22 protein-coding genes are annotated in these 25,893 nt (G+C 69.6%); 16 read left to right on the top strand and 6 right to left on the bottom strand.

Annotated elements, in window-relative coordinates; translation table 11 throughout:
* Positions 1-15: 15 nt before the first annotated feature.
* The 15 genes from FBY35_RS30695 to FBY35_RS30765 all read left to right on the top strand — a co-directional run bounded on the left by FBY35_RS30695 (position 16) and on the right by FBY35_RS30765 (position 18,912).
* Positions 16-426 (top strand): hypothetical protein, encoded by a 411-nt coding sequence (locus FBY35_RS30695; RefSeq protein WP_142217201.1) that lies wholly within the window; start codon positions 16-18, stop codon positions 424-426.
* Between the two features lie 288 nt (positions 427-714).
* Positions 715-984 carry a hypothetical protein gene (locus FBY35_RS30700; protein WP_186357107.1) on the top strand — a complete coding sequence of 90 codons (270 nt, stop codon included), beginning with the start codon at positions 715-717 and terminating at the stop codon, positions 982-984.
* 327 nt (positions 985-1,311) lie between these two features.
* Positions 1,312-2,472 carry an ROK family transcriptional regulator gene (locus FBY35_RS30705; RefSeq protein ID WP_142218252.1) on the top strand — a complete coding sequence of 387 codons (1,161 nt, stop codon included), beginning with the start codon at positions 1,312-1,314 and terminating at the stop codon, positions 2,470-2,472.
* 106 nt (positions 2,473-2,578) lie between these two features.
* Positions 2,579-3,916 (top strand): ABC transporter substrate-binding protein, encoded by a 1,338-nt coding sequence (locus FBY35_RS30710; RefSeq protein WP_142217202.1) that lies wholly within the window; start codon positions 2,579-2,581, stop codon positions 3,914-3,916.
* 15 nt (positions 3,917-3,931) lie between these two features.
* On the top strand, positions 3,932-4,873 hold the full coding sequence (locus FBY35_RS30715; RefSeq protein ID WP_142217203.1) for a carbohydrate ABC transporter permease: 942 nt from the start codon (positions 3,932-3,934) through the stop codon (positions 4,871-4,873).
* 5 nt (positions 4,874-4,878) lie between these two features.
* Positions 4,879-5,772, top strand: a complete 894-nt coding sequence (locus tag FBY35_RS30720; RefSeq protein WP_142217204.1) for a carbohydrate ABC transporter permease — start codon at positions 4,879-4,881, stop codon at positions 5,770-5,772.
* 5 nt (positions 5,773-5,777) lie between these two features.
* The gene (locus FBY35_RS30725; protein WP_142217205.1) at positions 5,778-7,085 is read left to right on the top strand and encodes a 6-phospho-beta-glucosidase; all 1,308 of its coding nucleotides are present in this window, start codon (positions 5,778-5,780) and stop codon (positions 7,083-7,085) included.
* Positions 7,076-8,080: an N-acetylglucosamine kinase gene (locus tag FBY35_RS30730; RefSeq protein ID WP_260848865.1), complete on the top strand. Its 1,005-nt coding sequence runs from the start codon at positions 7,076-7,078 to the stop codon at positions 8,078-8,080. The genes FBY35_RS30725 and FBY35_RS30730 overlap by 10 nt, the downstream gene beginning before the upstream one ends.
* Before the next feature lie 291 nt (positions 8,081-8,371).
* Positions 8,372-9,775: a hypothetical protein gene (locus FBY35_RS30735; protein WP_142217206.1), complete on the top strand. Its 1,404-nt coding sequence runs from the start codon at positions 8,372-8,374 to the stop codon at positions 9,773-9,775.
* Between the two features lie 11 nt (positions 9,776-9,786).
* On the top strand, positions 9,787-10,791 hold the full coding sequence (locus FBY35_RS30740) for a glutamate ABC transporter substrate-binding protein (RefSeq protein ID WP_142217207.1): 1,005 nt from the start codon (positions 9,787-9,789) through the stop codon (positions 10,789-10,791).
* 66 nt (positions 10,792-10,857) lie between these two features.
* Positions 10,858-12,189 carry a hypothetical protein gene (locus FBY35_RS30745; RefSeq protein ID WP_186357108.1) on the top strand — a complete coding sequence of 444 codons (1,332 nt, stop codon included), beginning with the start codon at positions 10,858-10,860 and terminating at the stop codon, positions 12,187-12,189.
* A complete protein-coding gene (locus tag FBY35_RS30750) occupies positions 12,186-14,834 on the top strand; it encodes a serine/threonine-protein kinase (RefSeq protein ID WP_142217209.1) in 2,649 nt (882 codons plus the stop codon). Before FBY35_RS30745 ends, FBY35_RS30750 begins: the two co-directional genes overlap by 4 nt.
* Positions 14,834-16,222: a PP2C family serine/threonine-protein phosphatase gene (locus FBY35_RS30755; protein ID WP_142218254.1), complete on the top strand. Its 1,389-nt coding sequence runs from the start codon at positions 14,834-14,836 to the stop codon at positions 16,220-16,222. Before FBY35_RS30750 ends, FBY35_RS30755 begins: the two co-directional genes overlap by 1 nt.
* Positions 16,223-16,319: 97 nt before the next feature.
* Positions 16,320-17,678: a VWA domain-containing protein gene (locus FBY35_RS30760; protein WP_142217210.1), complete on the top strand. Its 1,359-nt coding sequence runs from the start codon at positions 16,320-16,322 to the stop codon at positions 17,676-17,678.
* 73 nt (positions 17,679-17,751) lie between these two features.
* A complete protein-coding gene (locus tag FBY35_RS30765) occupies positions 17,752-18,912 on the top strand; it encodes an FHA domain-containing protein (RefSeq protein ID WP_142217211.1) in 1,161 nt (386 codons plus the stop codon).
* A gap of 254 nt (positions 18,913-19,166) precedes the next feature.
* Here the strand turns inward: FBY35_RS30765 and FBY35_RS30775 are convergent, their stop codons facing one another.
* The gene (locus FBY35_RS30775; RefSeq protein ID WP_142217213.1) at positions 19,167-20,180 is read right to left on the bottom strand and encodes a methyltransferase domain-containing protein; all 1,014 of its coding nucleotides are present in this window, start codon (positions 20,178-20,180) and stop codon (positions 19,167-19,169) included.
* Between the two features lie 101 nt (positions 20,181-20,281).
* Between FBY35_RS30775 and FBY35_RS30780 the strand changes: the two genes are divergently transcribed.
* Complete coding sequence (locus FBY35_RS30780; protein WP_142217214.1) at positions 20,282-20,686, top strand: globin; 405 nt, start codon at positions 20,282-20,284, stop codon at positions 20,684-20,686.
* Positions 20,687-20,698: 12 nt separating this feature from the next.
* Here the strand turns inward: FBY35_RS30780 and FBY35_RS30785 are convergent, their stop codons facing one another.
* The 5 genes from FBY35_RS30785 to FBY35_RS30805 all read right to left on the bottom strand — a co-directional run bounded on the left by FBY35_RS30785 (position 20,699) and on the right by FBY35_RS30805 (position 25,786).
* Positions 20,699-21,373, bottom strand: a complete 675-nt coding sequence (locus tag FBY35_RS30785; RefSeq protein ID WP_142217215.1) for a hypothetical protein — start codon at positions 21,371-21,373, stop codon at positions 20,699-20,701.
* Complete coding sequence (locus FBY35_RS30790; RefSeq protein WP_142217216.1) at positions 21,370-21,810, bottom strand: thioesterase family protein; 441 nt, start codon at positions 21,808-21,810, stop codon at positions 21,370-21,372. The genes FBY35_RS30785 and FBY35_RS30790 overlap by 4 nt, the downstream gene beginning before the upstream one ends.
* Positions 21,811-21,817: 7 nt before the next feature.
* Positions 21,818-23,482, bottom strand: coding sequence for an energy-dependent translational throttle protein EttA (ettA, locus tag FBY35_RS30795; RefSeq protein WP_142218255.1), 1,665 nt, complete (start codon positions 23,480-23,482; stop codon positions 21,818-21,820).
* Positions 23,483-23,681: 199 nt separating this feature from the next.
* Positions 23,682-25,097 carry a Cys-Gln thioester bond-forming surface protein gene (locus FBY35_RS30800; RefSeq protein ID WP_399209168.1) on the bottom strand — a complete coding sequence of 472 codons (1,416 nt, stop codon included), beginning with the start codon at positions 25,095-25,097 and terminating at the stop codon, positions 23,682-23,684.
* A gap of 245 nt (positions 25,098-25,342) precedes the next feature.
* A complete protein-coding gene (locus tag FBY35_RS30805; protein WP_142217217.1) occupies positions 25,343-25,786 on the bottom strand; it encodes a single-stranded DNA-binding protein in 444 nt (147 codons plus the stop codon).
* Positions 25,787-25,893: the final 107 nt, after the last annotated feature.

The raw sequence follows: 25,893 nt of genomic DNA on the forward strand, positions 1-25,893 counted from the left end.
GTCTGGAAATGTCGCATGGCACACATCGTTCCCCTGGGTGTATTCGGGTCGATCGCGAGCCAGTTCACCTTTGCGGAAAACGCCGACGAACTTCGTCGGCGAGTGGGCGAGATTCCCGAGGGGGCGCGGAAAAAAATCGCCGAATATCTTCGCTCCGGCACTCCGATCATCGCCTTGATGGGATTCTCGGAGGACATGCTGGGCAACAAGTTCTCCCGCTTCGGCGGCACCGCCATCATGAGCGACGGCCGCTTCTTCTGGCGGCTGGACGCGGCCGACTACGTGGAGCAATACGGGATCGGGCTCCCGGAGGAGTTCATCGCCCACGGCACCGCCCGCCAGTGGATCGCCGCGGCCCTCTCTCGCGACGAGGTCATCGAGGTCGACGACCGCCTCGGCGAACTGAGGCGCGCCGGGGTCCTGTGATCTGAGCACCCCCACCGACGCCAGGACCGCTCCCGTGCCTATCCTCACCGGCGCCGGGATCACCTCAAACGGCTGCCCAGCGCGGAGAAACGAGCCGGCATCTCCGCAGCAACTCTCCCCGCTGACGCGGCATCTCTCTGCCCACCCCCCTCCCCGCCAATCCCTGGCCGACGCCTCCGGCGGTTGCCCCATAAACCGAGCCCCCTGTCGTGTCCAGCCCGCGTGAGGAGGAACCGCCCACGCTGCTGCAGCGGATCTTTCGCCGCGGTCGCTGACGAGATCAAAAAGGTGACCTTCTTCCTACGCGGTGAATACCTCTCCACCACGTACCTCCCGCAGCGCACGGCGACCTTCCCCGCGAACGTGGCCGTCACCTGTGTGAAGTTCGGTGCCGACGGGATCACCGGTTCCACCAAGACGGTGAAGTTCGCCAGTGCGTCCAACGCCCCCTTCGACCGCAGGGCCATCGTGAACGGCCGCCCCATGGTCCGGATCACCGCCGGCGGGCTCACCGGGTACTGGGCCCCCACCGCCCAGGTCCTCACCGACGGCCGCTGACGCGGCTCAGCAAGGCCACGGGTCCCTGCCACCCGGCAGGGGCCCGTTCCCGTGTCCGCGTCAGTGAACCCGGTTCCGCTGCCTGGAATCCCGTTCCCCTACCTGGCCCGGCAGCCATCCGGCGTAACGCTTTGGTTGCCCAGTCGGCGCCGACCATTGACTCCCGCCCGACCTGCGGCTTACCTTCCTCCCAGCTAAATAGGAAACTTTCCTAACAGTCCAGCTGAGGACATCCGCAGCCGAAGGGCAGGTGCATCCGTCGTGGCCGGAACAACCCCCGGGGCCAGTCCCGGAACCACACCCGGTACACCGCGCGTACTGCGCGCCATGAACGACCGGGCCGCGCTCGATCTGCTGCTTGAGCACGGGCCCCTGTCCCGCACCAAGATAGGGAAGCTGACCGGCCTCTCCAAGCCCACCGCGTCGCAGCTGCTCGCCCGCCTCGAATCCGCCGGGCTCGTCGTCGCCACCGGGACCACCGAGGGGCGGCCCGGGCCCAATGCGCAGCTGTACGCCGTCAACGCTCGCGCCGCCTTCGCCGCCGGGCTCGACGTGACGCCGCAGCGCATTCACGCCGCCGTCGCCGATGTCACCGGTGCCACCGTCGGGGAGTTCGAGCTGCCGACCCCGGGGCGGCGGGCCGAGAGTGTCGTACGGCAGGTCACCGAGGCGCTCGACGGGGCCGTGAAGGCCGCCGGGGTGACACGGTCCGATGTGCACCGGCTCGTGATCGGTACGCCCGGTGCCTTCGATCCGTCCACCGGGCGGCTGCGCTACGCCTCCCACCTGCCCGGCTGGCACTCCCCCACGCTCCTCGACGAGCTGGCCGCGGTGCTGCCCATGCCCGTCGAGTACGAGAACGACGTCAACCTGGTCGCGGTCGCCGAGCAGCGCCTGGGCGCCGCGCACGGGCACGAGAACTTCGTGCTGCTGTGGAACCAGGAGGGCCTCGGTGCCGCCGTCGTCATCGGCGGGCGCCTCCACAGGGGCTTCACCGGCGGTGCCGGGGAGGTCGGTTTTCTGCCCGTGCCCGGCACCCCGCTGGTGCGGCAGGTGACCAAGGCCAACAGCGGCGGCTTCCAGGAGCTGGCCGGTGCCCAGGCGCTGCCCCGCCTGGCGCGCGAGTTCGGGGTCCAGGGCGTCGGTCACGGACCGCACGCCGAGGTCGCCGCCTCTCTCGTCGCGCGGGCGGCAGAGGCCGACTCGGGACCGTACCGCAAGCTGCTCGACGCCTACGCGACCGGTCTCGCGACCGGTCTGGCCTCCATGGTCGCCGTACTCGACCCCGAACTCGTCGTCCTCTCCGGCGATGTGATTGCCGCCGGCGGGGAGCCCCTGCGCGAACGCGTGCAGGCGGAGCTCACCGAACTGGCCGCACCCCGGCCCCGTCTCGTACTCGGTTCCGTACAAGAACACCCCGTCCTGCGCGGCGCGTTGGAGAGCGCGCTGGCCACGACGCGCGACGAAGTCTTCGACACCTCCCGCTGATCCGTTGATCCCAACCTCCCACTGATCCCGCTGCTCCCGCTGATCCCGTCCGAAACAGCCGAAAGACCCGCCACAGCCCCACGACCCGTCACAGGGAGACTCCGCCATGTCCACACGCACCCGGAAGACGGCCGCCGCGCTCGCCGCGACAGCCGCGATATCCCTGTTCGCCTCGGCTTGTACGGGCTCGAGCGACTCCGCGGCCGACGACGATCCGAACGCGAAGACGACCATCACCTTCTGGCACGGCTGGAGCGCCCCCAGCGAGGTCAAGGCCATCCAGGAGAACGTCTCCCGCTTCGAGAAGGCGCACGGCAACATCAAGGTCAAGATCGTCGGCAATATGACCGACGACAAGATCAACCAGGCGCTGCGGGCCGGTGGTTCGAACGCGCCGGACGTCGTGAGCTCCTTCACCACAGACAGCGTGGGCAAGTTCTGCGCCTCCGGCGCCTTCGTCGACCTCAAGCCCTTCCTGGCGAAGTCGAAGATCGACGCGACGAAGGTCTTCCACAAGCCGCTGCTCGACTACACGCAGTTCGAGGGCAACCAGTGCTCGCTGCCGCTGCTCAATGACGCGTACGGCCTCTACTACAACAAGGACGCCTTCAAGGCCGCCGGGATCACCGCCCCGCCGAAGACCTGGAGCGAGTTCGAGAAGGCCGCCGAGAAGCTGACCAAGACCAAGGGCGACAGCTACGAGCAGCTCGGCTTCATGCCGAACTACCACGGCTACGAGACGACCCCCATGCACTACGTATCCCAGTGGGGCCCCACCTACTTCGACGCGGACGGCAAGTCCAACATCGCCAGGGACCCGGCGTTCTCGAAGATGCTGACCTTCCAGAAGGGCCTGGTCGACAAGCTGGGCGGCTTCACCAAGCTGGAGAAGTACCGCAACACCTTCGGTGACGAGTGGGGCGCCAAGCACCCCTTCCAGACCGGTCAGGTCGCCATGCAGCTGGACGGCGAGTGGCGCCTTGGCATGGCGAAGGACGCGAAGGTGAAGTTCGAGATCGGCACGGCTCCGCTGCCCGTCGCGGACGACCAGGTCGCCGACTACGGCAAGGGCTATCTCTCCGGCACGATCATGGGCATCGCCTCCACCGGCAAGAAGCAGAACGCCGCGTGGGAGCTGGTGAAGTACATGACGACGGACACCGAGGCGGTGGTGGCCTTCGCCAACGGCATTCACAACGTGCCCTCCACGATCGAGGCGCTCACGTCGCCGAACCTCAAGATCGACCCGGAGTTCAAGACCTTCATCGCCATCGCGCAGCACCCGAAGTCCAACACCACGCCCGCCAACGTCGACGGCGGCGCGTACCAGGTGACCTTCCAGGACTTCGGCTACCAGTACGAGTCCGGGAAGGCGAGCGACCTGAAGGCCGGGCTGGACAAGACGGCCAAGCAGATCGACACCGACATCGCCAAGCAGAAGTAGCAGAGAAGAAAGACAGTGACTACGCACACGCTGCGGACGAAGCGCCGGAGCTCGGCTCTGCGCACCGCGGCCTTCATGTCACCCTGGCTGATCGGCTTCAGCGTCTTCTTCGCCTACCCGCTGATCTCGACCGTCTACTTCTCCTTCATGAAGTACGACGGCTTCCGGCCCCCCGTCTTCAACGGCCTGGACAACTGGACATACGTCTTCACCGAGTACCCGATGTTCTGGCCCGCCCTGCGCAACACACTGTGGCTGGTCCTTGTGATGGTCACCTGCCGGGTCGTCTTCGGGCTCGGCATCGGACTGCTCATCACCAGGATCAAGACGGGCGCCGGGGTCTTCAGAACCCTGTTCTATCTGCCGTACCTGGCGCCGCCGGTCGCGGCGACACTCGCCTTCGTCTTTCTGCTCAACCCCGGTACCGGACCGGTCAATTCGATCCTCGACGCGATCGGACTGCCGACCCCGGGCTGGTTCACGGACGCCAGCTGGTCCAAGCCCGCGCTCACCGCTCTCGCGCTGTGGGGCATCGGCGACCTGATGGTGATCTTCATGGCCGCGCTGCTCGACGTACCCAAGGAGCAGTACGAGGCGGCGGAGCTGGACGGCGCATCGGCCTGGCAGCGCTTCCGCTTCGTCACCCTGCCGAACATCTCGCCGATCGTGATGTTCGCCGTTGTCACGGGCGTGATCCAGACCATGCAGTACTACACACAGCCGCTGGTGGCCGGAAAGGTCGCCTCCGGCATCATCGGCGGCAGCGGGCAGCAGTTCGAGCCCGGCTACCCCGAGAAGTCGACCCTGACGCTGCCGCAGCTCGTCTACAACGTCGGCTTCCAGCGCTTCGACTACGGTGCCGCGGCCGTCATCGCTCTCGTCCTGTTCGTGCTCTCCATGGTCTTCACCGCGTTCCTGATGCGCAGGCGCGGCGGCCTCGTCCAGGTGGGTGACTGACCATCATGACCCAGATCCTCGACAAGCCCGTCTCACCGGCAAGCATTGTCGGCGAAGCCGAACGCACGGCGCGCCGCAGGACGCTGCTGCACTGGATCGCCGTGCACTCGCTGGGCGTCGCGGCCGCACTCTTCTTCGTGCTGCCCTTCGTCTTCGTCGTCCTCACCTCGCTGATGAGCGACCAGCAGGCACTCACCCGCGATCTCGTCCCGACGACCTGGGAGTGGGACAACTACCGCCGGGTGCTGGACACTCCGGGCTTTGCGACCTGGTGGCGCAACACGCTGCTGTACGCGGGGCTCGGCACCGTTCTCACGGTGGTGTCCTCGATCCCGGTGGCGTACGCGCTGGCCAAGTTCCGCTTCCGCGGCCAGCGGCTCGCCCTGATGCTCGTCATCTCGATGATGATGCTGCCGCCCCAGGTGGTCATCATCCCGATGTACCTGTTCTGGGCGAAGCAGCTCGACATGGCGGGCACGCTGTGGCCGCTGATCATCCCGATGGCGTTCGGTGACGCGTTCTCGATCTTCCTGCTGCGCCAGTTCCTGCTCACCATCCCCAACGAGTATCTGGACGCGGCAAAGGTCGACGGCTGCAGCGAACTGCGCACCCTGCTCAAGGTGGTGCTGCCGATGGCCAAGCCGGGCATCGCCGCCGTAGCGCTCTTCCAGTTCTTCTACGCCTGGAACGACTACTTCGGCCCACAGATCTACGCCTCGGAGAACCCGGCTGCCTGGACGCTGAGTTACGGCCTGGAGTCGTTCAAGGGCGCGCACCACACCGACTGGAATCTGACCATGGCCGCGACCGTCCTGGTCATGGCCCCCGTGATCCTCGTCTTCTTCTTTGCCCAGAAGGCATTCGTCGAGGGCGTCACACTGACCGGAGTGAAGGGCTAGAGACCATGCTGCATTCAATCGGGGGGCAACCCCCGAACCCCCGGCAGACAAAGATTGCAGTCGTGGGTGGCGGATCCACCTATACCCCTGAGTTGATCGACGGCTTCGCCCGGCTGAGGGACACCCTCCCCATCAGTGAACTGGTCCTCATCGACCCCGCGACCGACCGGCTGGAGCTCGTCGGTGGCCTGGCGCGACGGATCTTCGCCAGGCAGGGCCACGACGGGAAGATCATCACCACCTCCGACCTCGACGCCGGAGTCGCGGACGCCGACGCGGTGCTGCTGCAACTGCGGGTCGGCGGACAGGCTGCCCGCAACCAGGACGAGACCTGGCCGCTGGAGTGCGGCTGCGTCGGTCAGGAGACGACGGGCGCGGGCGGTCTCGCCAAGGCGCTGCGCACGGTCCCGGTCGTCCTCGACATCGCCGAGCGGGTGCGGCGCAGCAACCCGGACGCCTGGATCATCGACTTCACCAACCCGGTGGGCATCGTGACCAGGGCGCTGCTGCAGGCCGGCCACAAGGCCGTGGGCCTGTGCAATGTCGCCATCGGGCTCCAGAGGAAGTTCGCGGCCCTCCTCGAAGTCGCCGCCGCGGACGTCCACTTGAACCATGTGGGCCTCAACCACCTGACCTGGGAGACGGGGGTGCGGCTCGGCGGCCCGGAGGGCGAGGACGTCCTGCCGAAGCTGCTGGCCGAGCACAGTGACGCGATCGCCGACGACCTGCGTCTGCCGCGTGCGGTGCTCGACCGGCTCGGCGTCATCCCCTCGTACTACCTGCGCTACTTCTACGCGCACGACGAGGTCGTACGGGAGCTGAGGACGAAGCCTTCGCGGGCCGCCGAGGTCGCGGAGATGGAGAAGCAGCTGCTGAAGATGTACGGCGACCCGGCGCTCGACACCAAGCCCGAGCTGCTGGCCAAGCGCGGCGGTGCCTTCTACTCGGAGGCGGCCGTGGATCTCGCGGCCGCTCTCCTCGGCGGGGGCGGCAACCCGTACCAGGTCGTGAACACGGTCAACAACGGCACCCTGTCCTTCCTCCCCGACGACGCGGTCATCGAGGTGCAGGCAGCCGTCGGCGCGCAGGGCGCGACCCCGCTGCCCGTGCCCGAGCCGGACCCGCTGTACTCCGGGCTGATCACCCATGTCACGGCGTACGAGGACCTGGCGCTGGAGGCCGCCCTGCGCGGCGGCCGCGACCGTGTCTTCAAGGCGCTGCTGTCTCATCCCCTGATCGGCCAGTACGAGTACGCCGATGGGCTCACCGACAAGCTGATCGCGCACAACCAGGAGCACCTCACGTGGGCCTGAACGCACGTCGGCCCGCAGAGACGAGCGTGCTCGCCATCGACGCGGGCAACAGCAAGACCGATGTGGCCTTGATCGGTGGGGACGGCGCCGTGCTCGCTGCCGCGCGCGGCGGCGGCTTCCAGCCGCCCCGGGTCGGCGTGGAGGCGGCGATCGACGCTCTGGCCGAGCCGGTCGGCCGGGCACTCGCAGAGGCGGGCGTGACGAGCGTCGTGCATGTCTCTGCCTGCCTGGCCAACGCCGATCTTCCCGTGGAGGAACGGGAGTTGGCCGAGGCCGTGCAGCGGCGCGGCTGGGGGCGTACGACCGAAGTCCGCAACGACACCTTCGCGATCCTGCGCGCCGGTGTGGACGAGCCGCGCGGTGTCGCGGTGGTGTGCGGGGCTGGAATCAACTGCGTCGGCATGCTGCCGGAGGGCCGCACGGCACGCTTCCCGGCGATCGGCAGGATCTCCGGGGACTGGGGCGGAGGCGCGGGCCTGGCGGAGGAGGCGCTGTGGTTCGCGGCGCGGGCGGAGGACGGGCGCGGGGAGCCGACGGCCCTGGCCCGCACGCTGCCCGCGCACTTCGGACTCGAGTCGATGTACGCCCTGATAGAGGCGCTTCACCTCGGGCACATCCCGGCGGGCCGCAAGCACGAGCTGACTCCGGTCCTCTTCACCACCGGCGCGGAGGGCGACCCGGTGGCCCGCTCGCTGGTGCACCGGCTTGCGGAGGAGGTCGTCGCGCTGTCCACGGTGGCGCTGGCCCGGCTCGATCTGCTGGACGAGGAAGTGCCGGTGCTCCTTGGCGGCAGTGTGCTGGCGGCCCGGCATCCGGAACTCGACGAGCAGATCGGCACGTTGCTGGCGGCCAGGGCTCCGAAGGCGGTCATCGAGGTGGTCACGGCCCCACCGGTGCTCGGCGCGGCTCTGCTCGGGCTCGACCATGTGGGGGCGCCGCCGGAGGCACGCGCCCGGCTGCGCGCGTATTACGCCCAGGGCCGGACAGAGCCCTGACACTCCTGGCACGGAGTCAATACGGCAGCGCCGTCCTCACTCGCCGGACGGGTTGTGAACTCGAACCCGTCCGGCGCCCTGTCCACCTCTCGCCAACGGGAACCGACCAAGGTGCAGGGGCGTATTCATGGTGGGGAGAACGGTCTGGCAGGATCCTGGATTGCTGCGACAGGAACAAGATCCAGTCAATGCTGCTGTGAATGTCGGTCACTCCGGCCATACTGCTGGCCGGGAGCAGTCTCCCGACCCGCCGGGGGGCGGGCCGACGTCAGGGACCGAGGGGGAGGTCACGTGACATACCCGCCGAATGTGCGCACCGCGCCCCAGTCGGCACCGGGGCACGCGCCCGCACAGCCACCGGTCCGGCCGGCTGCCCAGCCGCCCGCACACCGCGGCGCCTGGGCCATGGGCAAGGAGCGACTGCTGACCGCGGCGACGACCGAGCCGGGGCGGCTGCAGATCATCGGGGCCGTTCTGGCCGCGCTGGTCGTGGCGTTCGGCGCGGTGACCGCGTTCGAGATCTCCGACCGCGCTTCCGCGGCCGACGATGTGGTGAGCCGCAGTCAGCCGCTGAGCGCGGACGCCGCGTCCATCCACCGCTCCCTGGCCGACGCGGACGCGGCGGCCGCCAATGGCTTTCTCGCCGGCGCCGAAGAGCCCCGCGCGATCCACGAGCGGTACGAGAAGGACATCACCGCCGCCTCCAGGCTGCTCGTCAACGCCGCGGCGAACACGGACAGTGCGACCGAGTCGGGCCGCCAGATTTCCGCTCTCAACGAGCAGCTGCCCCGCTATACGGGCCTGATAGAGCGCGCCCGCGCCAACAACCGGCAGGGCCTGCCGCTCGGCGGCGCCTATCTGCGCTACGCCAACCTGAAGATGTCGAACGAGCTGCTGCCCGCCGCCGACAAGCTCTACCAGGCGGAGACGAAGCGCCTGGGCGAGGACAACGACGACGCACGCGACTGGCCGTTCGTCTCCCTCGGCCTGGGTGTGCTGGCGCTGGGCGCGCTCTTCTGGGCCCAGCGGCGCAACTACCGGCGTACGAACCGGATGTTCAACCACGGGCTGCTCGCCGCCACCGCCGCGTCGACCGTCGTCATGCTCTGGCTGATCGTGGGACACACGGTGGCCCGTGCCGAGCTGAACAACGCCATGGAGCACGGCCAGGAGTCCCTGAGGGCCCTCAACAGCTCGCGGGTACAGGCGCTGCAGGCCCGTGCCAACGAGAATCTGGCGGTCGTCTCCCGGGGCGCGGTCCTCACCCCGGACGGCAAGAACGACCAGTACGAATTCAATTACACGAACCGGATGGACGCGGTCGGTGTAGCGCTGACGTGGGCGAAGGACCTGGCTGACGACTTCGAGGGCCGCGATCCCGTCGCGAACGCCACCACGGCGGTCGCCGAGTGGCGCACCCGCCACAAGAAGGCGCGTGAGACCGACAACGGCGGAGACTACGACAGCGCGCTGCAGCAGATCATCGGCCAGAAGGCGTCGACGGGCCAGTCGTTCGACACGGTGGACGCGGCGCTGCGCAAGGCGATCGACCATGAGCAGCGGGAGTTCACGGCGTCGGCGACCTCCGGGCGCGGCGCGCTGGACGGGCTGCCGGTCGGTGCCGCCGCACTGGCCGTGCTCGGCGCGGCGGGAGCCGTACTGGGCATCAACCGCAGGCTTTCGGAGTACCGGTGAGAGGGGGCGCCATGAGGGACGTGAGGAGCAGGATCCGCGGCTGGGAGGGCGTCGCGGGGATGGCGGCCGCCTGCGCGCTGACCGCCGCCGTCATACTGCTGCCGCTCTCCAGAGGTACGCAGGAGCACGGCTCGGAGCCGGCCACCCAGGGCGTGGCCTCGGTCGTGCCAGCCAAGGACGACTGCACCAGCCCCGAGGCATCGCTTCCGTCGTCGACCGCCGGCGGACCGGCCATCGACGCGATCGTGAAGCGCGGCAAGCTGATTGTCGGCGTCGACCAGAACAGCTACCGCTGGGGTTACCGCAATCCCGCCAGCGGCGGCCTCGAAGGCTTCGACATCGATCTCGCCCGGGCCATCGCCAAGGACATCCTCGGCAGGCCCGACGCGATCATCTTCCGCGCCATCCCGACCAACCAGCGCATACCTGCCCTCAACAACGGCACGGTGGACATCGTCGTCCGTACGATGACGATCAACTGCGCCCGCATCAAGCAGGTCGCGTTCTCCACCGCGTACTTCCAGACCGGCCAGCAGGTGCTCGCCCCCAAGGGGTCGTCGATCACCGGATACAACGGGTCGCTGTCCGGGAAGAAGGTCTGCTCGGCCGAGGGCTCGACGGCCTACGAGGCCCTGGAGAAGAACTCCTTCGGGGCGACGTTCAAGGACGCTCACGACGGGCAGGCATCGGACGAGGACCAGCTCACCGTGCCCAATCAGCTCGACTGCCTGGTGCGGCTGCAGCTGGGCCTCGTCGACGCGGTCGTCACGGACGCGGCCCTCGCGGCGGGCCAGGCCGCCCAGGACCCGGCGGTCCAGCTCAAGGGCGGCAAGCCCTTCACCACCGAGTTCTACGGCGTCGCCACCAAGCTGGGCAACGACGACCTGGTGCGCCGTGTGAACAGCGTGCTCGACGACTACCGCAAGGGCCCGTGGACGGAGGCGTACAACAAGTGGCTGGTGGCCGATCTGCCCGGGATATCCGGGCCGCCCGCGCCGAAGTACCGCACCGGCTGAAGCCCGGCACGAACAACTAGTCCTGCAAGAAAGCAAGTCCTGCAAGGTAGAGCGGAGAGGTGATCGATGGGCGCGGCGGGACCCTCCCCCAGCTTCGCGGGGGGACCCCCAGGACCGGTGATGGACCGGGACGAGGTGGACCGTGCACTGGCGCGCCTCGGCGCGGAGCACGAAGCGATCGAGACGTCGCTCCTTGCCCTCCAGGACCATGCCGGCCGCCGGCTCCTCGAAGGCGCCGAGCTGACGGGCGTCACCAAGGACCGCTGGGCCTCCGCCGAGCAGGCGATCACCCTGCTGTGGGGGTACTTCGACGCGTACACCGCCGCCCTGAACGACACCCGTGAGCTGCGTTCGCGCCGTCGCTGGCCCAGCCGTGAGGATCTGGTGGAGCTGACCGAACGGCTGCGAGGCCGCAGTGTCACGGTCGCCGGCACGGCCACGCACACCGCGCCGTCCATCACCGGACCCGCCAAGCTCTCCGAGCAGTTCACGCTCGAAGAGCTGGTCGCCCGGATGAACGAGCTGTACGCGAGCTCGCTGGACATGGTCGTCACGGCCGACTCGGTGTGGTCGGCGCTGCCCGCCCGCATAGATCTGCTCTCCGCCGAACTGCAGCGGACCCGCTCACTCGCGCACTCCGTGGGCGTACGGCCCGGCGAGCACCCGGCCGGTGACGAGCTGGAGGCGATCACCCATGAGCTGTCCACGCTGCGCGCCCAGGTGATCTCCGACCCGCTCGCCTTCTGGCGGCCCGCGCCCGGCAGTTCGGCCCCGGGCGGCGGACGGCCCGACACCGACCGCTACGACCGGGCGGCCCGCGCCCTCGAGGACATCCGCCGCGAGATCGAGGCGGTGCTCCGCGTCCGGCAGGACTCCGAGGAGCGGCTGATGCGGCTGCGCGACGTGCTCTCGCGCGCCGACCGGACGCTGACCGAGGCACGGTCCGCGCGCGGCGAGGTGCTGGCGAAGATCGCGGCCTCCGAGGTGCCCGCGGTCAGCGGCCCGCCGACCGCACTGCAGGAGCGGCTTGCCACGGCCGCCGAGTACCGCAGGCACTCCCAGTGGCACCGGCTCTCGCCACTTCTCGAATCGCTGGAGCGCGAGGCCGAGGACGAACTGATGCGCGCCCGCGAGTCGTTGACAGCCGTGACCGCGCCGCTTGCCGTCCGCGCGGAGCTGCGCGGCCGTCTGGACGCGTACAAGGCGAAGGTGGCCCGGCACGGAATGGCGGAGGACCCGCTGCTGATCGAGCGGTACGACGCCGCCCGCCGGATGCTGTGGAGCGCGCCGTGCGATCTGCGCGTCGCGGAACAGGCGGTGCTGCGCTATCAGCAGGCCGCCGCCGAAGTACTGGTCCCGCGCCAGGCCGGGCCCGAGGACCGCAGGGGGGAATCATGAGCGAGAACAGCACGTGCCAGCGTCCCGGCTGCGAGGGCAGCTACGAGGACATGGGCGGCGGTGAGCTGTACTGCGACACCTGCGGGCTCGCACCCGTCGTCTCGTCGAACGGCATGGTGTCCTCGCAGCCCACCGGCATCACGGGCGGCGGCCGGGACTCCAGCTCCGCGCGCAGCAGTTCACGCTCTTCGCGGGCCTCGTCGCGCTCGTCGACCTCGCGGCGTTCCGTCTCCGGCCGGCTGTCGCGCTCGCTGACCGGGAGCAGTACGTCGACCCGGTCGGTCTCGGTGCGCAGTTCCGGCTCCTCCACGGGCGCGTCCGGCCGCAACCGGCTGGGCGCGGGCCTGGTCTCGGTGCCGGAGGTGCCGCGCCCCGATCCGCGTACGGCGGTGATGGAGAACCCCGAGGTCCCCGAGCGCAAGCGGTTCTGCTCGCGCTCCGACTGCGGGGCGCCGGTGGGCCGTTCGCGCGGTGAGCGACCCGGGCGTACGGAGGGTTTCTGCACCAAGTGCGGCCACCCGTATTCGTTCGTGCCCAAGCTCGCCGACGGCGACATCGTGCATGGGCAGTACGAAGTGGTGGGCTGCCTCGCCCACGGCGGCCTGGGCTGGGTCTATCTGGCGGTGGACCGCGCGGTATCCGACCGGTGGGTGGTACTCAAGGGTCTGCTGGACACGGGCGACCAGGACGCCATGGCCGCGGCGATCTCGGAGCGCCGCTTCCTCGCGGAGATCGAGCACTCCAACATCGTTCGTATCTACAACTTCGTGGAACATCTCGACCAGCGCACGGGCTCGCTCGACGGCTACATCGTCATGGAGTACGTCGGAGGCAAGTCGCTGAAGGAGATCGCCAACGAACGGCGCGACACGGCGGGCAAGCGCGATCCGCTGCCGGTCGAGCAGGCGTGTGCGTACGGCATCGAGGCGCTGGAGGCGCTCGGGCATCTGCACAGCCGGAACCTGCTGTACTGCGACTTCAAGGTCGACAACGCCATCCAGCAGCAGGACCAGCTCAAGCTCATCGACATGGGCGCGGTCCGCAGGATGGACGACGACGAGTCCGCGATCTACGGCACGGTCGGCTACCAGGCTCCGGAGGTCGCCGAGGTCGGCCCTTCGGTCGCCTCCGACCTGTACACCGTCGCGCGCACACTGGCGGTGCTGACCTTCGACTTCCAGGGCTACACGAACGTGTTCGTGGACTCCCTTCCGGACCCGGAGAACATCAAGGTCTTCCAGACGTACGAGTCCTTCTACCGGCTGCTGGTGCGGGCGACGGACCCGGACCCGGCGCGGCGGTTCGCCTCGGCGCAGGAGATGGCGGAGCAGCTGACGGGAGTGCTCAGGGAGGTCGTCGCGATCCAGACGGGCCGGCCGCGGCCCTCGCTTTCGACGCTGTTCGGGCCCGAACTGCGGGTCACGGACACGCAGTTGTTCGCGGAGCTGACGGGAGACGTGTCACAGCTGGGCGGGCGTGCGACGACTTCCGGCCGCGGACGCGGTAAGCAGTCGGCGGTCGCTGCGAACGACTCGGTGGCGGTGGGCGGCTCGGCCCCGTCGGGCGCGGGAGCCGACGGACACGGGCCCGGCGGAGCCGGCAACGCCGACCCGATCCCGGCACCCCGCGCCGGAGGTCTTGCCCCGCCCCCGGCGAAGCTCGCACCCCACCTCGCCGCGCTGGACCCCCGCGCGACCTCACTCGCAATGCCGGTGCCCCGCGTCGATCCGAACGACCCCAATGCCGGTTTCCTCGCGGGTCTCATGGCATCGGCCCCCGCCGAGCTGATCGCCGCCCTGCACTCCGCCTCCGCGGCCTCCCCGGAGACCCGGCTGCGTGAGCTGCGCGCCCGCCTGGAGATGGGTGAACTGGACTCCGCGAGCAAGGCGCTCGCGACCCTGGAGAGCCAACATCCCGACGACTGGCGGGTCGTCTGGTACCGCGGCCTCACCTCCCTGGTGACCGGGGAGAACGAGATCGCGGCGCTCTCCTTCGACGCGATCTACGACGCGTTCCCCGGCGAGCCCGCGCCCAAGCTGGCGCTGGGCGTCTGCGCCGAGGTGCTCGGCCAGCTGGACAACGCCGCGGAGTACTACCGCTTGGTGTGGACGACCGACCCGAGCTATGTCAGCGCCGCGTTCGGCCTCGCGCGGGTGCAGCTCGCGGCGGGCGACCGCGCCGGAGCCGTGCGGACGCTGGAGTCGGTGCCGGAGGCGTCGATCCACTACACGGCGGCGCGGGTGGCCGCCGTGCGGGCGAGGCTGCGGCGACGCGCCGTGCACGAGCCGCTGATCGGCGACCTGTTGGCCGCCGCCGCGCAGGTGGACGGCCTGAAGGACTTCGGTCTGGACGCGGTGCGGCGCGAGCAGTTGTCGACAGAAGTACTCGGCACGGCCCTGGACTGGGTACTCTCCGGTAGTCCCGGAGCCCCTCCGTCCGTACAGAACGCACCGCACGGGCCGAACGCACCGCACGCGGCGCACAGCACGCCGACCGTGCTGCTCGGCAGCGAACTGGACGAGCGCGGCCTGCGCTTCGGGCTGGAACGCTCCTACCGGGTACTCGCCCGGCTCGCCCAGCGCGGCGAGGAGCGGATCGACCTGGTGGAGCGGGCCAACCGCTTCCGCCCCCGGACGTGGGTGTGATGATGGCCTCGCAGATGCACCAGCCGGCCGCGGGGTCTGCCTGCCCGAGCTGCGCGGAACCGCTGGAGACGGGTGACCTTTTCTGCGGTGCGTGCGGACAAGACCTCTCGGCCGTGCCCGAGCAGCCGCTCGACCACCCGACCATCCCCATCGGTACGGCGGCCCAGTGGCCGGCAGCGACCGGCACGGACAGTGCGGGTGCCCAGGCGCCCACGCACCGGCCCGGCGACGTGCCGGGCACGGACTCGGGCGGCGGCCCGCTGACCGCCCCGGCGGCCGTACGGTACGACAACCGGCCGGGTCGTGAGGCACCGTCGACCGTGTCGACCGGCGCCACGGCCGTCCCTGCCCAGGACGTCTCGTCCAGTGGCGATTTCGAGCTGCCCGCACCCGAGGCAGCTCCCGCCGCCGACCCGCGCGCCGTGGACCCCGTCACTCCCCCGTCCGGCACCAAGCTCTGCGTGGCCTGCCGCGCCGGTCATGTCGACACCGACGGCTACTGCGAGAACTGCGGCCACGCCCAGCCCCGCGAACGCGACCACTGGGAGCGTGAGCTCGGCTCGGTCGCCGCGGTCAGCGACCGCGGACTGCGCCACCACCGCAACGAGGACTCGTTCGCGGTCTCCTCCACCGCCCTGCCCGACGGTTCACCGGCCGTTGTCGCGATCGTCTGCGACGGGGTGTCGTCGGCGACCCGTCCCGACGAGGCCTCCGAGGCCGCGGCGAGCGCCGCCAACGAACTGCTGCTGGAGACCCTGCCGCGCGGCACGCACCCCCAGCAGGCCATGCACGAGGCGATCGTCGCGGCCGCGGACGCGGTCAACTCCCTTGCCGCCGGTTCCGGTGAGGCCGAGGCGATGGAGCACCACCCGCACCGCCACCAGAACGCGCCCGCATGCACGATCGTCGGCGCGGTCGCCGCCGGTGGCCTGCTGGTCGTCGGCTGGGTCGGCGACAGCCGGGCGTACTGGGTGCCCGACGACCGCAGCGGACCGCCCGCCCGGCTCACCGAGGACGACTCCTGGGCCGCCCAGATGGTGGCGGCGGGCCTGATGAGCGAGGCCGAGGCGTACGCGGACGAGCGCGCCCACGCCATCACGGGCTGGCTGGGAGCCGACGCGTACGAACTGGAGCCGCACACCGCGTCCTTCAAGCCGGATCGTTCCGGTGTGGTCGTGGTCTGCACGGACGGCCTGTGGAACTACGCCGAGGCGGCCGAGGACATGGCCCGGGCGATCCCGGCCGATGCCGCGGACCGGCCGCTGCACAGTGCGCAGGTTCTGGTCGGTCATGCCCTGGACGGTGGGGGCCACGACAACGTAACAGTGGCCGTGCTGCCGTTCGCCGTGCCGCAGCAAGGGGCAGGATCGGCCTACAACAAGGCTTGAGCCCCGTTTTGTCCGCGGCTTGGGGTCCTTCATGCCGCTTCTCGCTGACCGATTCTGACCAACTCTGCCCGAGCGGAGCCTCAAGGAGCCGATTCAGATGGCTGTTTTCTCCAAGTCCCAGGTGCCGCAGTTCTCCGTCGAGGTCTACCAGAACGAATACCTGCCGGAGGGCGGCCGCGAGGTGAACGCGATCGTCACCGTCACCTCCACGGGAGGCGGAACCAGCGGCGGCGCTCCGCTCACGGGCGCCACCCCCTCCCCCTCTGCCATACCCGGGCAGGCACCGAGCGCGGCTGTAGTGATCATGGTCGACTGTTCCGGCTCGATGGACTACCCGCCGATCAAGATGCGCAATGCCCGTGATGCCACGGCCGCCGCCATCGACACCCTGCGCGACGGCGTCGCCTTCGCGGTGGTCGCGGGCACGCATGTGGCCGCCGAGGTCTTTCCCGGCGGCGGAAAGCTCGCCGTGGCCGATCCGGCGACCCGCGCCCAGGCCAAGGACGCCCTGCGGCGGCTGACCGCGGGCGGCGGCACCGCGATCGGCACCTGGCTGCGGCTGGCCGACCGGCTGCTCGCCACCTCCGACGGCGCGATCCGGCACGGAATCCTGCTCACCGACGGCCGTAACGAGCACGAGGCGCCGGAGGATCTGCGGGCCACGCTCGACGCGGTCGCGGGCCGCTTCACCTGCGACGCCCGGGGCGTGGGGACCGACTGGGAGGTCAAGGAGGTCACCGGTATCGCCTCCGCGCTGCTCGGCACGGCCGACATCGTCGCGAACCCGGCCGAGCTGGCTGCCGACTTCACCAGCATGATGGAGAACGCGATGGGCAAGGAGGTCGCGGACGTGGCGCTGCGACTGTGGACGCCTGTCGGCGTGGAGATCAAGTTCATCAAGCAAGTGGCGCCGACGGTCGAGGAGTTGACGGCAAGGCGTACGGAGGCCGGCCCGCGGGCCGGGGACTACCCCACAGGATCCTGGGGCGACGAGTCCCGCGACTATCACGTATGCGTCCAGGTACCGGAGGCCGGCATCGGCCGGGAAATGCTTGCGGCCCGCGTCTCGCTGATCATTCCGGCCGCGGACGGCGGCGCTCCGCAGGTGCTGTCGCAGGGTCTCGTACGCGCGGTGTGGACGGACGACATGGTGGCGTCCACCTCGATCAACCCGCAGGTCGCGCACTACACAGGTCAGGCCGAACTGGCACAAGTCATCCAGCAGGGGCTGGATGCTCGCAAGTCGGGCGACATCGACGGCGCGACAGCGAAGCTGGGCCGGGCGGTACAACTCGCGTCGGACTCGGGTAACGAGGACACTGCGAAACTGCTTTCGAAGGTGGTGGACGTCGTCGATGCTGCGACGGGTACTGTGCGACTGAAGGCGAAGGTGGCGGAGGCGGACGAGATGACCCTCGAAACGCGCTCCACCAAGACCGTTCGTGTCAAGAAGTAGCCAGCGAGAACCACCCAGATTCACCGATGTGAAACGGCCCCCGGGCCGGACGAGGAGAGGGGGAAGCGCCGACATGCCGACCTGCCCGAACGGACACCAGTCGGGTTCCGACGACTGGTGCGAGGTCTGTGGCCACCGCATGGCCGGTCCTGGCGCTCCCGCGGGTGCCGTGCCGCCTCCTCCACCGCCACCGCCCGCCTACGGCTACCCCGGCCCCCCTCCCGGCGCCGGTGACCCGAACGCCACCGCCCAGGCAGAGCTCTGCCCGCAATGCCGCACGCCGCGCGAGGCCATGGCCCCGTTCTGTGAGGAGTGCCGGTACAACTTCCTCACGCACACGGCGACGTCCTACACTCCGCTGGCTCCGCCGCAGCCGGTCGGCGGGCTGAACCTGCCGCCGGGCTTCCAGGCGCAGCAGGGGCCGCCGCAGCCTCAGCACCCGAATCCGCCGCAGCACGACCCGTACGACTACCAGAGCTCGCGGCCCTCGCAGATGAACCGGCCCGCCGAGCCGCTGACGAACGAGCCGCCGGCGCAGCACCAGCCACCGCAGGCCTTCCAGCAGCAGGGGCCGCCGCCCGTGCCGCAGGCGTTCCAGCAGCAACCGGGTCCGCCCCCGCCGCCCGCGTATCAGCAGCCCGCGCCTCCGGCGCCGCCGGGGCACCAGCAGACGGGCGGCGGGGACGACTGGATGCTGTCCCCGCCCTCGCAGACGCAGGCACCACAGCAGCCGCACCCGTTCCAGCAGCCCATGCAGCCGCAGTACAACCAGCAGCCAGACCCGCCGCAGGCTCAGCAGACCCCGCCGCAGTACCAGCAGCAGGCACCCGCGGGCTGGACGGCCGTCATCGCGCCCGACCGTGAGTACTTCCTGGCGATGATGCAGCGCAGCGGCCCGGACGCGAGCGGCCTCAACCTGCCCGCGTACTCCCCCGAGCAGCAGCTCCCCCTCGTCGGCAACCAGATCACCATCGGCCGCCGCCGGCACTCCACCGGCGAGTCCCCCGACATCGATCTGTCCGTACCGCCGGAGGACCCGGGCGTCTCGCACCAGCACGCGGTGCTGGTGCAACAGCCCGACGGCTCGTGGGCGGTCGTCGATCAGAACTCCACCAACGGCACCACGCTCAACGGCGCCGAGGACCCGATCCAGCCCTATGTCCCGATACCGCTGAACGAGGGCGACCGGGTCCATGTCGGAGCCTGGACGACGATCACGATCCGCCGGGGCTAGGGCGTGTTTTGGAAGTCTCGCCCGCCCCGCGACGCCTGGCACGCACTCCCCCGTAGCCCTTCGGGCACGGGAGGTGCCCCCACGCGGCGTTGTCGGAGTCGCCCAAGTACGTCCAGTACGAGGGCGATCCTCCGCCTTGCGATTGCACGCACCAGACGCCGCGGGGCCCGCCCTGCGGCCGGACGGCGCCACTTCTAAAACACGCCCTAGGTCGAGCCCGGCAAGATCGGCCAGACAGGGCCCTCGGCCGAGGGCTAGCGTTTGGGGCGCCCGAGGGGCCAGGCGTACGGCCCCTCGGGGTCGTCCAGCCAGGCCCACTGGTGGTGTCCGGTGACCGTGACCCCGAAGCGGTCCCGCTGCGGACGCAGCTCGCGCTCCCACAGCGACAGTGCCTCGTGCGGGTCGAGGCTGCCCGCGGTCAGCGTCAGCAGAAAGCGGAACAGCTCGTTCTCGATCGCGCGCCTCGGCAGCCCGCCGGTGTGCCCCTCACGTGCGGCCCCACCACCCCGCAGTGGCACGAAATAGGCTGCCGTCCGCAGAAAGCGCCCCTCCGCGGTGCGGCCGCGGTCGTCGTCGTGCACCCGCAGGGCGATCAGCCCGGTGGACAGCGGCGCCAGGATCCGCGCCCCAGGCCTGCACTGCGACAGCCAGTCGAAGGGGACGGACGGCAGGGTGCAGGTCGCGATGATGCGGTCGAACGGTGCACGCTCGGGGCAGCCCCGCGCGCCGTCGCCCGTGATCACGGCCGGGTGGTATCCCGCGGCGGCCAGGTGCGAGCGCGCGGACTCGGTGATCTCCGGGTCCACGTCGATGGTCGTCACCAGCTCGTCGCCGAGCCTGTGGGAGAGCAGGGCGGCGTTGTAGCCGGTGCCCGCGCCGATCTCCAGGACAGCATCCCCGTCGCGTACGTCCAGTTCCTGAAGCATCCGCGCCATCAGCGAGGGCTGGCTGCTGGAGGAGATCAGCTCCCCGTCGCGCACCCGCGTCGCGAGCGGCCCGTCGGCATAGGCACCCCGCAGCCAGCGGGCCCGCCGCCGCGGATCGGGGTCCTCGCACCACAGCCGCTCGTACGCGCCCTTGCCGACGCCGTCGCTCGGCGCGTATCCGCGGCTCACGAAGTAGTACGGCACGAACAGATGACGCGGCACGTCCTCGAACGCGGCCCGCCAGGCCGGATCGGTCAGCTCTCCGTCGGCCATGATGGTCCGCACCATCGAGCGCCGTGCCTCGGCCGCGGGCTCGGCGAACCCTTCAAGCTCGGTACCCATGCCTCCACTGTCCTGCGCGGCCGCCGCCGAGGCGAGCACCTGATAGCGGGCTGGGTCCTAGGCCCTCGGTCCTCGGCCGGTGCGTCTGAGACCATGGAGGCGTGACTGAGATTCCGCGCGGCACCCTTGAGGAGCAGACGTTCTACGAACAGATCGGTGGCGAGGAGACCTTCCGGCGACTCGTCCACCGTTTCTACGAGGGCGTTGCCGAGGACCCGCTGCTGCGGCCGATGTACCCGGAGGAGGATCTGGGTCCGGCCGAGGAGCGGCTCACGCTGTTCCTAATCCAGTACTGGGGCGGGCCACGCACCTACAGCGACAACCGCGGCCACCCACGGCTGCGGATGCGGCACGCGCCGTTCACCGTGGACCGGGCCGCACACGACGCCTGGCTGAAGCACATGCGCAGCGCGGTGGACGAGCTGGGACTCTCCGAGGCCCACGAGCGGCAGCTGTGGGACTACCTCACCTATGCCGCGGCCTCGATGGTGAACGCGGCCGACTAGGGCCGGGTGGCGTCAGCCGTGGCGGGTGGGCGTGACCGTCAGTCCGCCGAGGCCAGTCGTGCGTACAACGATCGACCCGAAAGGCGTACGCAGTCTGAGCCAGGCCCCCGTGGACAGCAGGGCGACCGGAACGCCAGGCCGCAGAAAGCCGAGCGACTGAGCGGCGTGCACGGCGCGCAGCGGCAGCCCGGTGGCGCCGACGGTACGCGACCAGATCTCGCGGCCGATCAGGTCCCGCTCCGCGCGGGTGCGGCGCTCGGCGGGCAACTGCTCGTCGCGGGTGCGGAATTCGGCGACCGCGGCGGCGACGGCTCCTCGCATCGCGGTCACTTCGGGCAGCCCGGGCAGCTCCCGCCAGCCACCGCGCGGCGGCAGCAACCCTGCCCACGGCGGCCCGGTGACCGGCGCCGGAACGGTGAACTCCGCGCCGCCCTCACCGCCCAGGGACTCCAGAAGCTCACCCGCCGAGACGGTGACATCCAGTTCGACGGGGTCGTCGAGCCGCGCCGTACGGATCGCGAGCACCTCGAAGGAGGGCGGGCGCCCGAAAACGGCGAGCGCGCCACCACCGGCCTGAAGGCGGACGGCGGCGGCGCGGTCGTAGTGGATCAGCCGGGCGAGGAAGGCGGCGAGATCCTCCGCCTCCCTCGCGTCGGCGAAGTGCAGACTCTGCACGGGCACGCTCATGCGGCGAGAGCACCCTCGCCGGCGTCGTCCAGGTACTCCAGGAGGAAGGACTTCTCCTCCGCGCTGATCCGGCGCGGACGCTCGGCGGCGAGGTCGTAGGGAACGACGATGGTCGAGGCCCGCACATAGACCTCCGAAGGGCCCTCCGCGTCCTTGACCTCGTACGCGATGGTCAGCGACGCCGCGCCTATCTTCGTCACCCACAGCTCGATGATCACCGGCTCGTGCCGGTGGACCAGCGGCCGCTTGTAGTCGATCTCGTGGCGGGCCACGACGGACCCGCCCGCGAAGGACGGCGACCCGTCCCCCGGCGCCAGCCGGAACATGAAGTCGATCCGCGCCTCTTCCAGATACCGCAGGAAGATCGTGTTGTTGACATGCCCAAAGGCATCCATGTCCGACCAGCGGAGGGGACAGCGGTAGATGTAGCGGGCCATGTGCGACTCAGCCCCGGGTGAGCTTCTTGTAGGTGGCACGGTGCGGACGGGCCGCGTCCGGGCCAAGGCGCTCGACCTTGTTCTTCTCGTACGACTCGAAGTTGCCCTCGAACCAGAACCACTTGGACTCGCCCTCGTACGCCAGGATGTGTGTGGCGACGCGGTCGAGGAACCAGCGGTCGTGGGAGACGACCACGGCCGCACCGGGGAACTCGAGCAGGGCGTTCTCCAGGGAGGAGAGCGTCTCGACGTCGAGGTCGTTGGTGGGCTCGTCGAGGAGCAGGAGGTTGCCGCCCTGCTTGAGGGTCAGCGCCAGGTTGAGGCGGTTGCGCTCACCGCCGGACAGGACGCCGGCCGGCTTCTGCTGGTCCGGGCCCTTGAAACCGAACGCCGAGACATAGGCGCGGGAGGGCATCTCGACCTGGCCGACGTTGATGTAGTCGAGCTCGTCCGAGACGACGGCCCACAGCGTCTTCTTGGGGTCGATGTTGGCGCGGCTCTGGTCGACGTAGGAGATCTTGACGGTCTCGCCGACCTTGATCGCGCCCGAGTCGGGGTCTTCCAAGCCCTGGATCATCTTGAACAGCGTGGTCTTGCCCGCGCCGTTGGGGCCGATGACGCCGACGATGCCGTTGCGCGGCAGAGTGAAGCTCAGGTCGTCGATCAGGACCTTGTCGCCGAAGGCCTTGGAGAGGTTCTCCACCTCGACGACGACGGAGCCCAGACGCGGGCCCGGCGGGATCTGGATCTCCTCGAAGTCCAGCTTCCGCATCTTGTCGGCCTCGGCGGCCATCTCCTCGTAACGGGCCAGACGGGCCTTGGACTTGGCCTGCCGCCCCTTCGCGTTGGAGCGGACCCACTCGAGCTCGTCCTTCAGACGCTTCTGGCGCTTGGCGTCCTTGGCACCCTCGACCTTGAGGCGGGAGGCCTTGTTCTCCAGGTAGGTGGAGTAGTTGCCCTCGTAGGGGTGGGCGCGGCCGCGGTCGAGCTCGAGGATCCACTCGGCGACGTTGTCGAGGAAGTACCGGTCGTGGGTGATGGCGACAACGGTGCCGGGGTACTTGGCAAGGTGCGCCTCCAGCCACTGCACGGACTCGGCGTCCAAGTGGTTGGTGGGCTCGTCGAGGAGCAGCAGGTCGGGGGCTTCGAGTAGCAGCTTGCACAGGGCGACGCGGCGCTTCTCACCACCGGAGAGGGTGGTGACGGGCCAGTCCCCGGGCGGGCAGCCGAGCGCGTCCATGGCCTGCTCGAGCTGGGCGTCGAGGTCCCAGGCGTTGGCGTGGTCGAGCTCCTCCTGGAGCTTGCCCATCTCCTCCATCAGAGCGTCGGTGTACTCGGTCGCCATCTGCTCGGCGATCTCGTTGAACCGGTCGAGCTTGCCCTTGATCGCGGAAACGCCGTCCTCGACGTTCTCCAGAACCGTCTTGGACTCGTCCAGCGGCGGCTCCTGGAGCAGGATGCCGACGGTGTAGCCGGGCGAGAGGAACGCGTCACCGTTGGAGGGCTGCTCCAGACCGGCCATGATCTTCAGCACGGTGGACTTACCGGCGCCGTTGGGGCCGACCACACCGATCTTCGCACCGGGCAGGAAGCTCAGCGTCACGTCATCGAGGATGACCTTGTCGCCGTGCGCCTTGCGCGTCTTGCGCATCGTGTAGATGTACTCAGCCAAGAGAAACCGTCCGGCAAAGAAGAGGGTGGGCAGATACACCCCATCTTGCCGTACGTCCATCCCTCGACGGAAACCGGTAGGTCGGGGCCCTGCATCGCCCGGCAACCGGTCCCGGCGTCGGCCCCCACGGACACGGCCCCGGCTCGCACGGGGCGTACCGGGGCCGTCTCGGCGCATTGTCACGTTGCGCGAGGGGGGCTCACTCCTCGGTGGGCGTTTCCTTCTTCTTGCGGAGGAAGAAGACCGCGCCGCCGCCGATCACGACCAGCCCGATCGCGATGCCCGCGATCATCGGGGTGGCGCTGGAGCTGCCCGTCGCGGCGAGGTCGCCCTCGAGGCCGCTGGATGTGCCACCGGCCGAGGCCGGGCTGGGCTGGGACGAGGGGGTGTCATCAGGTCCTGAGGCCCCGGTGGTCTTGCAGTCCAGGACGCCCTTGAAAGTCTTCGTGAAGCCTTCAGGCCCGGTGATGGTGAAGTCGTACGCCTGGTCCTCGGCGACCGGGATGGTGACCGTCCTGGACGCCCCGGCCGGGATCGTGTGCTTGAAGCCCATCAGCTCGAAGCTGAACGGGGCGTCGCCCTTGTTGGCCGCAGTGATGTCAAGGCCGCCCTTGGCGCAGTTCTTCTTCGCCGATAGTGCGGGGATCGCGCCCGCCTTCGCCCAGGTCGCCGTCGCGCTCGCGGAGACTGTGGACTCGCTGGAACCGGCCAGGATCTGGGTCTGGCTCTTGGTCGCACCCGCGAAGGCGCGGCCCACCGGCACGGAGGTGGTGGCCTGCGCCGTCAGCGTCGCCGAGCCGTCGACGGCACCGGCCGGCACGTCGAAGTAGAGCTGGGCGCCGTTGACGACCGCGGTGAGGGGCTTCCCTGCCACGTCAGTGATCTTGATCCCGTTGGCTGCCGCGTCGGCCGGCGGGGTCACGGCGACCTGCCCGGCATCGGTGCGGACCTTTATCGGGCCGAGCCGTCCGCCCGCCTTGCCGGAGACGGCGTTCGGCTCCAGGCTGAGCGAGGCCTTGGGCTCCGGCACGTTCTGGGCCTTGGCCTCCAGCCAGTCCGCGAGCTTCTCGGCGGCGGGGTCGAGCGCGTCGACGTCCGCGGCGTCCGAATAGCGCCAGATGGCCACCTGGGTGCCGGCCGCCGCGGTCCTCTCGGAGAGCGGCCCGGTGCCCGCAGACTTGGCCAGCGCCGCAAGGTCGTCGACCTGGGGGTAGGAGTGCTGCAGGATCCACCGGATCTTGCCCGCGTCCTTGTTGGAGCCCAGCGACGTCTGGTTCCAGGGTGTCTCCAGGTACTTCGCCTGGTCCTGGGTCGGGTTGTGGATGTCGATGCAGTACGTCTTCAGCCGGCCGCCGCCGTCGACGGTCATCTCGAAGACCCCGGCGGGGATTTCGTGATTCTTGCCGTTCGTGCGGAGCACGGCCCGGTCAAAAGTCTTCAGTCCGTCGAGAGTGGCAACCGCGCCACCCTGGTGCTGAACGTCGTCGTCGGCGGCAGCCGGACCCGCGGCGGCCATGGCGCCGGTCGCGATGAGGCCCGACAGCAAAGCCGCGGCAGTAAGACGACGAGCAGCGCCCCGCCTGCGTCCGACCGACGCAGAGAACACAGCAAACACAGAATTCCCCTCCGAGCGAGGCCCTGTTCGCGTGTGACGCGTGGGGGGAGTGCCTCGCCTGCAGACTCAAGTGCCCCGTGAGTACGCGGAAATCCTAGGGACGCGACGCACCCCAGTCCCCCGTCATACCGTCAGACAACCATTCCGACTCGGAATCGTTATCGCTCTCTCTGTTTCCATCGCCGAATCCCCGTTTCTGAACAGACAAATCTCCACAACTCCTGGTCAGGGCACGGTCATCCCGGTCAGGGCACGGCTACCGGTGCCGCACCCGCCTCCTCGGATCGCTCGCCGACGCGCTCCGCCGGACGGCCCGTCGGATTCGGTTCCGCCTTCATCACGCGCCGGAATGCCGAGGTCCCGCGCGTCAGATCGTGGCCGACCGCCACCGCGTCGATCTCCACCGATGTCCTGCGCTGCCCGTCCCGCTCCTCCCCGCGCACCTTCAACCGCCCATGCACGAGAAGTGGTTCACCCACCGAGACCGACCCGGCCAGATTTACGGCGAGCGACCGCCAGGCAAAGACCGTGTAGAAGCTGGTGTGCCCGTCCGTCCAGCTTCCGCTCTGTTTGTCCCATCGCCTCGGCGTGACCGCGAATCGGAATCGCGCCATGCCTCCCGCCGCCGATTCCCGGTACTCCACGTTCGTGGCGACATTGCCCACCAGCGTCACCATCGTGTCGTTCACGACAGCCACCTCCCCGTCCGGTTGTGCTGACCGATCTCCATGCTGGACCGGACGGGAAGACCCCGCCGACGCCTGTGGACAATCGCCCCTCTGTGGAAAACTCCGTC

This window comes from Streptomyces sp. SLBN-118 (assembly GCF_006715635.1).
Taxonomy (GTDB): domain Bacteria; phylum Actinomycetota; class Actinomycetes; order Streptomycetales; family Streptomycetaceae; genus Streptomyces.